This window comes from Clostridium sp. UBA1056, from assembly GCA_002316385.1.
Classification (GTDB): Bacteria; Bacillota; Clostridia; order Clostridiales; family Clostridiaceae; genus Clostridium_J.
This window is the reverse complement of sequence record DCDL01000058.1, coordinates 118,095-129,892: the sequence shown is the minus strand read 5'-3', so window position 1 is coordinate 129,892 and position 11,798 is coordinate 118,095. Positions and strand designations below refer to the sequence as shown.

At 28.7% G+C, this 11,798-nt stretch carries 9 protein-coding genes; 7 read left to right on the top strand and 2 right to left on the bottom strand.

Annotated features, from left to right (window positions below; all coding sequences use genetic code 11):
• The first annotated feature begins 17 nt into the window (after window positions 1-17).
• The 6 genes from B3W71_RS16035 (at window position 18) to sstT (ending at window position 8,256) form a co-directional block, all read left to right on the top strand.
• Window positions 18-4,034: a hypothetical protein gene (locus B3W71_RS16035; protein ID WP_346889947.1), complete on the top strand. Its 4,017-nt coding sequence runs from the start codon at window positions 18-20 to the stop codon at window positions 4,032-4,034.
• Between the two features lie 33 nt (window positions 4,035-4,067).
• The gene (locus tag B3W71_RS16030) at window positions 4,068-4,301 is read left to right on the top strand and encodes a hemolysin XhlA family protein (protein ID WP_346889946.1); all 234 of its coding nucleotides are present in this window, start codon (window positions 4,068-4,070) and stop codon (window positions 4,299-4,301) included.
• Window positions 4,302-4,316: 15 nt separating this feature from the next.
• Window positions 4,317-4,562: a phage holin family protein gene (locus B3W71_RS16025; RefSeq protein ID WP_346889945.1), complete on the top strand. Its 246-nt coding sequence runs from the start codon at window positions 4,317-4,319 to the stop codon at window positions 4,560-4,562.
• A 7-nt stretch (window positions 4,563-4,569) separates the two neighbouring features.
• On the top strand, window positions 4,570-4,716 hold the full coding sequence (locus B3W71_RS16020) for a hypothetical protein (protein ID WP_346889944.1): 147 nt from the start codon (window positions 4,570-4,572) through the stop codon (window positions 4,714-4,716).
• Window positions 4,717-4,842: 126 nt separating this feature from the next.
• Window positions 4,843-5,901, top strand: a complete 1,059-nt coding sequence (locus tag B3W71_RS16015; protein WP_346889943.1) for an N-acetylmuramoyl-L-alanine amidase — start codon at window positions 4,843-4,845, stop codon at window positions 5,899-5,901.
• A 1,122-nt stretch (window positions 5,902-7,023) separates the two neighbouring features.
• The gene (gene sstT, locus B3W71_RS16010) at window positions 7,024-8,256 is read left to right on the top strand and encodes a serine/threonine transporter SstT (RefSeq protein WP_346889952.1); all 1,233 of its coding nucleotides are present in this window, start codon (window positions 7,024-7,026) and stop codon (window positions 8,254-8,256) included.
• Window positions 8,257-8,513: 257 nt separating this feature from the next.
• Here the strand turns inward: sstT and B3W71_RS16005 are convergent, their stop codons facing one another.
• Window positions 8,514-9,824 (bottom strand): helix-turn-helix domain-containing protein, encoded by a 1,311-nt coding sequence (locus B3W71_RS16005; RefSeq protein ID WP_346889942.1) that lies wholly within the window; start codon window positions 9,822-9,824, stop codon window positions 8,514-8,516.
• 149 nt (window positions 9,825-9,973) lie between these two features.
• Here B3W71_RS16005 and B3W71_RS16000 point away from each other — a divergent pair, with 149 nt between their 5' ends.
• Entirely contained in the window at window positions 9,974-10,165 is a 192-nt protein-coding gene (locus tag B3W71_RS16000) for a hypothetical protein (RefSeq protein ID WP_346889941.1), read from the top strand.
• A gap of 200 nt (window positions 10,166-10,365) precedes the next feature.
• Here B3W71_RS16000 and B3W71_RS15995 read toward each other — a convergent pair whose 3' ends face one another.
• Window positions 10,366-11,676 (bottom strand): transcriptional regulator, encoded by a 1,311-nt coding sequence (locus tag B3W71_RS15995; protein ID WP_346889940.1) that lies wholly within the window; start codon window positions 11,674-11,676, stop codon window positions 10,366-10,368.
• Window positions 11,677-11,798 lie beyond the last annotated feature (122 nt).

Genomic DNA, 11,798 nt, shown 5'->3' with positions numbered 1-11,798 from the left:
ATGGTGCTATAGATGGAATGTTAAGAGTTAATAAAGCATACGGTAAAACAGAACAAAACATGTTACCATTAAGAACTCCTGTATTTCTTAAAGATGCAGTTAATAATAATAAAGTTACAATCAATTCGAATCCTGGATATATAAAATACACTGTAACTGAAGATTTGACATCGTGGAAATATATACATTGGGGATTTATTGATGGATTGGGATTAAAACCTAAGACTAAATATACTTTAATATTTGGTAAAGGTACAGGAGCATATCAAGTTAGATTAATGGATGGGAGTGCTTTAAATCCTAGTTCAGATTATGTAACTATAAAAGATGGTATGGGAGTTTTAACGACTTATGATAATGTTGTTTCTACAAATGTGATATATATAGTTCCCTTTATAGGCACTGGGACATATGAATGTTCAGATTTAATGGTTTTAGAAGGAGATTGGACAAATAAAGAAATACCTCCATACTTCCAAGGGATTAGAAGTGTATCTGAAACTAAAGTAAACCTATTTAATAAATGGAATAGAGGACAAGTAGATTCAAATAATGGTCAACTAAAACCTATAGAGTTATCTTATTTTAGTGCATATTCAGACTATATAAGATTACAACCAGATAAGAAATATGTAGCAAACTTAAATGAAAAATATAGAACTTTTATAGCATTTTATGATTTAGATAAGAAATATATTTCAAGAACGGCGGCAAATCCAGTTCCACGTATAGCATTTGACACTCCTACAAATTGTTATTATGCGGTAATAACTCAATATGATGGAGATACATCTTTTAATGAAAGTTTAATGCAAACTGTAGTTCCTGAAATTATTAAAGATGTAAATTACGACAAAGGTTTAACATTTGTAACATGCGGTAAAAACTTGATAAACCCTGATACTTTAATTAATGGATGGTTAAATTCTGCTACAGGAGATTTTGAAAATAATAAAAGCAGATATATTACCGACTTTATAAAAGTTAATAAAGGTACAAAAATGTCTATAAGCAGATCAGGTGCAAATAAAGTTCCTGCCATATGGTTATATAAGTATAAATTTAATAAAACTTATATTTCAGGTTACATGCCTTTAATATCAGGTGAAGACAAAAAGTTAATAGACATAGATTGTGACTATATTAGAATAGGTATGCCTTACGGTACAATAACCGAGATAAAAGATGCACAAATTCAACTTGAACAAGGTGAAACTGCAACTAAATATGAAGCATACAGAGGTCAAGATAATTTAGTTCCATTAAAAGAGCCTTTAAGAAGTTTACCAAATGGAACAAGAGATATATTAGATTTAAATAAAAAAATTGTAATAAAAAATGCTAATAAAATTATTTTAAATGGTGAGCAAGATGTTGTATTAGCAGCAACTAAAGCAAACACTGTTATATTTGCCATTGATGTATCCCCTGAACTTGTTTATACAGATATATATAATATAATATGTGATAAATTTAGTACTGGAATAAATATAGTAAATGTCGATGTGGATGCTGAAGGTATAAGAATAGTTTCTAATGCTTCAAGAGTTTATATTAGTATATTAAAATCCAAACTAACAACACAAGATGTTCCAGGATTTAAAACATGGTTAAAAAACAATCCTACTACAGTTTATTATCAACTTGTAATACCTGTAGAAACTCCTATAAAAGTGGATCAATACATGAAGCAATTTAAAGATGGCTATTTTATAACAGACAGAAGTTTAATATCACCTACAGTTGAATTTGATTATTCCACAAGCCTAGCAAGTGCAGTATCTACAATCAAAGAGGCTACAGAGAGTAATACAACTGCTTTAAATATTCAGCAAGGAGAAATTAAGGCTATAATAAGTAATACTACAATAATTAAAGGTGGTAAGACATTACAACTTAAGGATGAGTATAATTCTACTGTAGCCACAGTGGATTCTATTAATAAGACCATAGGACGTCATACAAGTACTATAGATGCTTTATCGGGACAAATAACTGAGGTAGAAACTAAAACTAATGAAGTGAAAAAGACATTAGATGGTACTACAGCAACTGTTACTGCTCATGCTAAGAGTATAACCGGACTTAATTCTACGGTTACTGCACAAGAAACTAGCATTAAACAACTCAAAGAGAGCATATCTTTAAAGGTTAGCAAAGATGATGTAACTAATACTGTTAATGGTGCTATAGATAATATTAGTGTTGGTGGAAGGAATTATTATAAATCAACAACAAATATTTCAGCTGTTAATAATCAAACCTATACTAGACCACACAATGAATGCCCTAATGGATTATATTTTGTAGGTAATTCTAGTAACAATGGTATATTAAGGTTTAATAATGTTATAACATCTAATGGCTATTGGACAGTGTCATTCGAGTTTAGAGGATCTCAGAATACCCCTATTAAGCTTAAAGTGCAAATATGTGATTTAGGTACCGCAACAGTTACTACTACAAGTGATAATACTTGGTCTAAAGTATCAGTAACAGTCAATGTTACAAATTATAGTAGTGATGTTTATAATTTTGTTGATTTTGAAAATATACAGTGGGCATACTTTTTTATAAGAAATTTAAAAATAGAAAAAGGAAACAAAGCCACAGACTGGACACCAGCTCCAGAAGATGTAGATGCATCTATAAAAACTGTGTCTGATAAAAATGCAGAAATAGCTATTAATCTAGATAAAATTAGTAGCAAAGTAACTTCCGTAGAGCAAACCACTCAAAGGAAAGTTGTAGCTTTTAGGTATATAAGGGATTGGTTAAATGGTTCTACTGCAAATACAAGTAACCATTGGGTCGAGCTAAAGGTGATGGCTGGCGATACTAACATAGCAAAAGGGTTAGTACCAACAGGAAGTGTAGTTTTAAGCAATCCAGCCTATTTGACAGATGATGATACTAAGGCAGATAAATATGTTAGTTGTGCTTCTGGGAATTGGCAGTATGTACAACTTGATTTAGGCTCAATAAGAAGTGATATAGATATGTTAAAGATATGGCATTACTATTCTGATGGAAGAATATACAAGCATAAATTGCAAGTATCTAGTGATGGAGTAACTTGGATTGATTTATTCAATAGCGAAGTTAGTGGAGGTTATAAAGAAACTGCTAATGGAAGAACTCATATCATAAATGAGACTTCAATAGATGCTAGAATTAAAACCGCAGAACAAAAAATAACTCCTGATGCTATTATAAGTTCTGTTAATACTGCGTTAGGCGATGGTAAGTCTATTAATACAGTTTCAACTAAGTTGGATAAGAATGGATTTACAATATATAATGGAGCATTAACTATAAAAAATAAAGCTGGTGCTACAGTATTATATGGAGATACTAATGGTGATATAACTTTTACAGGAAGATTACAACCTAACGATTACCAAATAAAATTATTTGGAGATAATTGCAGAATAGATGGCTCTGATAGTGCTATTCGTATGCAGTATAATCCAATTACTTATATCTCAGTAGATAGTGCTGGTGCATTTAGATTATTTAATGGTAATAGCAATGGTGGTACTAGATATGTATCTATTAATTATGGTTATGATGGACATGCAATGATTTACAACAATGCAACAATGCTTAAACTCTTGCACGGATCAATTCCACAAGTGCAAGCACGTTATACAGGGGATGATGGTTATTGTAGCATGGCGGCTAGTGAATTTATTGCTGCTTCTAGTATAAAATTTAAAACTAATATCCAAGAACCTAATGATATAAACTTCTTGGATATACTTAAAAATAGTAGGATTAAAAAATATAATCTAAAAACAGAAGTAGAAACTGTAAATAAAATGTCTACTGGTATAGATGAAAATGGGAATAGTATAGAAGCAGATGTCAAGCTAGGATTTATTCTAGAAGAACTTACAGAAGAAGCGCGAAACGTATTAAATCCTTATAATAGTGATGGGATTAACCAATATAGTATGTGTAGTATACTTTGGAAGATAGTACAAGAGCAACAGGAAAGAATAGAGAAATTAGAAGCACTTAATGCAAATTAAGTGCTTCTAATTTTTAGATATGGAAGGTGTACCATGAATTATGAACTGATAGAACATAAATTAGGAGTGCATGATACTAGGCTAAATGACCACAGCAAACGTATAGATGAACTTGAAAGAGGAAGAGCTGCTACAGATGTTAAAATGGATAATCTGTGTGAAAAACTTGAAGCACAAATAAAGAGTATAAACTGGTTAATAGGACTTATGTCGACAAGCCTCATAGGATTCTTTTTTTATGTGATCCAGAGCAATATTTTTAAATGAAAGGGGTGATGAACAATGGATTTTATTAACTACATTACAGAAAATGCTCTAATACTTATACCAGTAATTTATGTATTGGGTATGATTTTGAAAGGTACTGAAAAGGTACAAGATAAATATATACCTGTAATCTTATTACCTTTAGGCATAGGTTTATCCATGTGGCTTATGGGATGCAATATTAATGCTTTAATACAAGGGGTACTAGTAGTAGGGACAAGTGTATATGCAAATCAATTGATAAAACAAATTAATAAGTGATTGTGAAATGAATGATAATGTACTTGTTATAATAAATGACTATATTGAAGTTGAACATAAAATATTTCTAGATGAACTTGAACTTAATAGAATTATAAATAAACAACAAAAATATGTGTTATTGAATAAATACTATAATAAATGTACTGATTAAGAAATAGCAACTGAACTTTGTATCAGTAGACAAGCAGTAGGTAAAATACACAAATTAGCAATTATAAACTTGAAAGAGTGTTTAGAATTAGAAAAAGTAGGTTAAAAAGAAAGAAGGATTTTAATTATGGTTGAAGTACAACTAAGCTCAATGAAATATTTAGTAGGAAATACATGGAGTAGACTGGTTGGAGGTGTATCTGAAAGTAGAATAGATGGTATAGAATTAAAAACTTCATCTAGTAAGCCTTATATGTTGCATTATAGAACATATACAAAGGAAAAAGGATGGCTACCATATGTTACAAGTTTAGAAGGTGACTATGCTGGACTTCCAAATTTAGCAATGGAGGCATTACAGATAAAAGTAAGTGATATTAGTGGTAATTTTTTAGACAGTGATTATGTTGTTATGTATAGAACTTATAACAATGGAAATTGGCTACCATGGGTTAGTAATGCAAATCCAACAATAATGAACAATATAAAATCTAAATATAACTTACCAGGAACTTTAGATACTTCAGGATCAGATGCAGGACTGCCTGGAAGCGGTTCCAATGTAAATAGAATTGAAATTAGAGTTTTTGAAGGCGAATTTGATGATTCTGATGGTGTAAGTTATGGAGGTGGAACAACATTACCACCAGTAGGCGGTATTAAAAAAGTATTCATTGATCCAGGCCATGGTGGTAGTGATCCAGGTGCTGTAGGTAATGGACTTAATGAGAAAGATGTTGTTTTATCTATATCAAAAAAAGTAGGTAATATATTAACACAAAATGGTATATCTGTTGCGTATTCTAGAACATCTGACGCATACGTAAGTTTAGAAGGAAGAGCAGAGCAGGCTAATAGCTGGGGTTCAACACTATTCGTATCTATTCATACTAATGCAGCAGTTTCATCAGCTCTTGGAACAGAGTGTTATACTTATCCTAACACTGATGATAAAAATAAAGAATTATCAAGGAATATATCAGAAGCTATAGCTAATAAATTTGGAATCTCTAATAGGGGGCATAAAGAAGAAGATTTCGCAGTATTAAGATTAACAAATATGCCTGCAATACTTGTTGAAACTGCCTTTATAACCAACTCTAGTGATGCTGATTTGTTAAGAAGCAGACAAGATGACTTTGCTACCACAATTGCTAATGAAATATTAAATTACTTTGGAGTGTAATTAGTAATACTCTTATTTTTATATTAGGTAAATAGATATTATTTATTTAAAATTTTAAAATGTTAACATTTTAAAACTTTATCTATGAAACATTTTAAAATGTTCCATAGCCCCCTAGGTGTATTTCACAGCTTAACTAAAGAATTCTTCTTCAAGAGCCATTTGCATAAAATGGTCTTTTCTCTTATCTTTCCTTACCTTTTAAAGTGAAAAATGAAACATAAGCACTTTTATACGATGACTACCCGCTCTAATACTCCCATCTTCTCAAAGTGGGAGTATTAGAGCGGGTACGACCCTGGATAACGATTTTCCCTAAAGGACAACGACTTCTTAGTATCAAAAATACTGATACTAAGAAGTCTGTTAGTAAGCTTTAGTGGAAGTAAAAACCCACTCTGAAGTAAAGAAAACTGTTTATATAAAAGCATATTTTAACCTTAATATATATGAAAAATAAAAACAGGGTTTCATATATTTTTTAAAATGAGGTTATAAAAAATAGAACAAAATAAGAAGTACTTACCATAAATTGAATAAATATCAGTCAATTAAGTGATTGTCATAATTGTAAATGGTATTCTGGAGATACTTTAATTTATATGCTATTTTTAACTGATAACATTAGAATTAAGCCAACTTAAATTATGAGATACATAAAAGTCCATATCTTACAAGGAAGTAATCTCTATTTTAAAATTGCAAATTTCACTAAGTTATTTATATTAAATAAATTCTTATTTTAAATGAAGAATTGAAGAAGTACTATCCTAAAACAGTATTGAAATGTGTAATTATATATTTTAATATTGCTTGGATAATAAGTAAATGCTGTAATAAAGGTGACTTTGTTAGGATTTTAAATGTAATTACATTAATAGTTAAATCAAAGAAACACTTCTTTTAAATGATACTTTTAAAAAAAATGTATTTTCAAACTATTTATTTTGTAGGAGATATATGTAAGGATATCCACTAATTAATTGAAAATTCAGCACAGTTCTACTTCACATTATTGAAGATTTATGATAAACTTGTTTTTACCTAGAGGTTCTTTAGCAACAAATTTAAAACCACTTCACCTTATTTAGTTTTTATCTTATGTTATAGGAGGAAAATATGATGAAGAATTTGATGAAGAAATGGAATCAATTAAGTTTAGTAAAACGAATAATTATAGGTTTAATCATCGGTATTATATTGGCTGTAGCCATTCCTGATGTAGCAAAACCAATAGCAATTTTAGGCTCTTTATTTGTAGGTGCTTTAAAAGCCATTGCACCTGTTCTAGTATTATTCTTGGTAATAGGAGCCATTTCCCAACACAAAAGTGGTCAAGAAACCAATATGAAAACCGTTATTCTACTTTATCTTTTAGGAACATTCTTAGCGGCACTTACAGCCGTTGTTGCAAGCTTTTTGTTCCCGGTAAGCCTAACCCTTGCAGCTGGTGTTGAAAATGTTACACCTCCTGGTGGTGTAGTTGAGGTTCTTAAGGCATTACTATTAAACCTAGTTGATAATCCAGTAAAAGCACTTTTTAATGCAAACTACATTGGTATATTAGCTTGGGCAGTAATTCTTGGCCTTGCTTTAAAAAATGCCGCTGATTCTACAAAATTAATGATTTCTAACGTTTCTGATGCATTATCTCAAGTGGTTGTATGGGTTATAAACTTTGCACCATTAGGAATCATGGGCCTTGTAATAGATACTATTATCACAAGTGGTATAGCTTCACTACTTAGCTATGGAAAATTAATTTTACTTTTGATTGGCTGTATGTTCTTTGTAGCTCTTGTTGTGAATCCAATTATGGTGTACGTATATATTCGTCAAAATCCATACCCACTTGTATTTAAATGCTTAAAAGAAAGTGGCATTACAGCATTCTTTACACGTAGTTCAGCTGCTAACATTCCTGTAAATATGAGTTTATGTGAAGAGCTAGGTTTAGATAAAGATACTTATTCAGTATCAATTCCATTAGGGGCTACCATCAACATGGGGGGAGCGGCTATTACTATTTCTGTTTTGACCCTTGCAGCTGTTCATACTCTCGGTATTCAAGTGGATATTGGTACAGCAATAATCCTTAGTCTGCTTTCTGCGGTAAGTGCTTGCGGTGCTTCTGGAGTGGCTGGTGGTTCACTATTACTTATTCCTCTAGCATGTAGCCTATTCGGAATTCCAGCTGACATTGCTATGCAGGTAGTTGGTGTAGGGTTCATCGTAGGTGTCATACAAGATTCTGCCGAAACTGCACTTAACTCATCTACAGATGCACTTTTCACAGCAACAGCTGAATTTAGTAAGTGGCGTAAAGAAGGTAAAAAAATCAATATACTTAAATAAGAACTAAATACTAGCGTAATTTTTACACTTATAAAAGCCTCCTAGGATAGCTTATAAACTACCCTAAGAGGCTTTAAAACTTTATAAATAATTAAAAAAGTAGAATAGAGATAAAAAAATAGGACTTTCGCAAAATATATTACTAATTTTATATAAAATATTGAAAATGCACTTTAATATTATTGTTAGCCAATGCCATTTGAATAAGTAAGAGTCTAAATCTTTGATTTAGTTATTCGAAACGTCTGAGCGTTAATTTAATCTTTTTTAGAATCTAATATAAACTGTAGTAAGCTATTTAAACTTTCATTATCGCCAATGTCATTGTAAAAAACCATAAGCTTAAATATTGGAGATATGCCAGATTTAATAATATCTAATGATATCATTTCAATAATTTGATTTTTAAGAGAGTTTATTTCTTCTATATTTTTCTCTTTTATAAGTATATCTAGAAGTTCACCTAATGATATTAATAGTACTTTATTATTTCTTTTGTATCTAGCAGCCTCTATGGATTTTGTATAATACTCAATAGAAAGCTCTATGTTATTAATTAAGTTAGCAGAAGATCCTAGTTGATTATAAGCATTAGGGGAGTAGAAACTTTCTTTAACTTCAGCATAATTATTCATCAGATAAATTACTTTATCTATATATATTCTTACATTTTTTATATCTTTTAATACTGTATAAATATCAAGGATATTAGCAGTAATTAATATAATATTTTCTGTATCATCATTATCCAAGGTACTTAACATTAATTCATTTGTTTTTAATGCATCACTATAAAACTTTTTATACCTAAAACAATTTGATTTTAATACATTAATTTCAAATATATCTTCTTTAGTAAGTGTTTTAAAAGTATTCTCAATATATTCAATTTCAAGTAAAGCTTTATTATATTCTTCGAGATGCATATAGGCTAATGTGTTGTTGTGAAGTACATTATATCTTAATTCTTCTGTTATAGAAGTATTATACATAAGAGCTAAATTATTAAAATCTAGAGCCTCTTTGTCTTTGCCTAGATATATACATATACCACCTAACTTTTGAAGTATACTAAATAATCTAATATCATTAAATAATCCATTATGATTTTCAAATGCTTTTATATAATATATATAACTTTTATTGTATTTCCTCTGCTTTTTAAATATATCACCTATCTTTTCATATATAATCATCTTTTTTTTAGGAACATCATACTTTATTAAAAATAATTCTATTTCTTCAATATCCTTGGAAAAGTCTTTTGAAATATTATCTTCATTAATAGATAAAAAATCTATATATTTACTTGCAATTTTATCTGTTTGAACATCTACATCTTCTAGTAAATATTCAGCACTTAAACTGAAATCTATATTTTTTTCTTTGCATATTCTATTTATGTTATCTGTAATTATCTGTGCAACTGCTGGTGTAAGAGTGGATTTATCATTTTCAATCATGCTAATAAGTTCACGGGCTATTTTCCCTGCAGTAATTTCTTTTTGATTAATCTTTAATTCTTTTCTAATTTTTCGTATTTTTTGACCTGATGATAAAATTTCCATCCTATTACTCTCCTTGGTAATATTTGATTTTATATTTATTAAGATTATACCATTGAAAATAAAAACTGTAAAACAAAAGCTTTACATGCATGTAAAAATATGCTATATTTACACTATATTTATATTATTATATACGGAGGAGATATAAAATGAAAAAAACAATAATATCTTTATCATTAGCTACATGCATGGTTCTGAATTTAGGCATATATAATCTAGGTATAATCAATGATATGAAAGATAATCACAAGAGTGATATTAGTATAATCTTATCACTTAAAAATGATGTTCTATCAATTTTAGGAATGAGGGGATATCCTGGAGAAACTGAGCCTAAATAAAAAGTAAGAAATTATATTTACAGGCATAAGAGTAATGATAACATAAACTTATTAATTAAATTAGTTACTTTTTAATACAACATAAAATAGTATGCTGCTTAATAAATTATAATCCTATATATTATGAAACTAAAAGTCCTATTGGAAATATATCCGATAGGACTTTTAGTTAATATTCCATATTAAGTTTATCTAAATATTTAATCTTTTTTAGAATCTAATATAAACTGTAATAAGCTATTTAAACTTTCATTATCACCAACATCATTATAAAAAACCATAAGCTTAAATATTGGAGGTATGCCAGGTTTAACGATATCTAATGATATCATTTCAATAATTTGATTTTTAAAAGAGTTTATTTCTTCTATATTTTTCTCTTTTATAAGTATATCTAGAAGTTGATCTAATGACATTAATAGTGATCTTTTATTTCTTTTGTATCTAGCAGCCTCTATGGATTTTTTATAATAGTCAATGGAAAGTTCCATTTCATTAATTAAGTTAGCAGAAAATCCTAGTTGATTATAAGTATTAGGAGAATAATAGCTTTCTTTTACTTCAGCATAATTATTCATCAGATAAACTACTTTATCTATATAAATTTTTATATTCTTTATATCTTTTAATACTGTATAAATATCAAGTATATTTGCAGTAACCAAGATAATATTTTCTGTATCATTATTATCCAAGGTACTTAACATAAATTCATTTGTTTTTAATGCATCATTATAAAACTTTTTATATCTAAGACAATGTGCTTTTAATACATTGATTTCAAATATATCTTCTTTAATAAGTGTTTTAAAAGTATTCTCAACATGTTCAATTTCAAGTAAAGCCTTATCATATTCTTCAAGATGCATATAGGCTAATGTATTGTTGAAAAGTACGTTAAATCTTAAATCTTCTGTTATAGCATTATTATAAATAAGAGCTAGATTATTAAAATCTAGAGCCTCTTTGTCTTTCCCTAGATATATACATATACATCCTAATTTTTGAAGTATACTAAATAATCTACTATCATTAAATAATCCATTATGATTTTCAAATGCTTTTATATAACATATGTAGCTTTTATTATATTCTCTTTGTTTTTTAAATATATCTCCTATCTTTTCATATATAATCATCTTTTTTTTAGGAACATCATACTTTATTAAAAATAATTCTATTTCTTCAATATCCTTAGAAAAGTCTTTTGAAATATTATCTTCATTAATAGATAAAAAATTTATATATTTATTTGCAATTTTATCTGTTTGAGAGTCTATATCCTCTAGTAAATATTCAGTATCTACACTGAAATCTATATTTTTTTCTTTGCATATTCTATTTATATTGTCTGTAATTATATGTGCAACTGCAGGTGTGAGAGTAGACTTATCATTTTCAATCATGCTAATAAGTTCACGAGCTATTTCTCCTCCAGTAATTTCTTTTTGATTAATCTTTAATTCTTTTCTAATTTTTCTTATTTTTTGCCCTGGTGATATAATTTCCATCTTATTACTCCCTTTGGTAATATTTGATTTATGTATTTATTAAGATTATATCACTGAAAATAAAAAATGTAAAATAAAAGCTTTACATGTATGTAATAATATGCTATATTTACATTATATTT

What these genes read in the sequence shown, in the direction of transcription:
- B3W71_RS16015 (WP_346889943.1), top strand. Translation starts at nt 4,843, where the DNA reads ATGGTTGAAGTACAACTAAGCTCAATGAAATATTTAGTAGGAAATACA.
- B3W71_RS16020 (WP_346889944.1), top strand. Translation starts at nt 4,570, where the DNA reads ATGAATGATAATGTACTTGTTATAATAAATGACTATATTGAAGTTGAA.
- B3W71_RS15995 (WP_346889940.1), bottom strand. Translation starts at nt 11,676, where the DNA reads ATGGAAATTATATCACCAGGGCAAAAAATAAGAAAAATTAGAAAAGAA.
- B3W71_RS16030 (WP_346889946.1), top strand. Translation starts at nt 4,068, where the DNA reads ATGAATTATGAACTGATAGAACATAAATTAGGAGTGCATGATACTAGG.
- B3W71_RS16000 (WP_346889941.1), top strand. Translation starts at nt 9,974, where the DNA reads ATGAAAAAAACAATAATATCTTTATCATTAGCTACATGCATGGTTCTG.
- sstT (WP_346889952.1), top strand. Translation starts at nt 7,024, where the DNA reads ATGAAGAATTTGATGAAGAAATGGAATCAATTAAGTTTAGTAAAACGA.
- B3W71_RS16005 (WP_346889942.1), bottom strand. Translation starts at nt 9,824, where the DNA reads ATGGAAATTTTATCATCAGGTCAAAAAATACGAAAAATTAGAAAAGAA.
- B3W71_RS16025 (WP_346889945.1), top strand. Translation starts at nt 4,317, where the DNA reads ATGGATTTTATTAACTACATTACAGAAAATGCTCTAATACTTATACCA.
- B3W71_RS16035 (WP_346889947.1), top strand. Translation starts at nt 18, where the DNA reads ATGTTAAGAGTTAATAAAGCATACGGTAAAACAGAACAAAACATGTTA.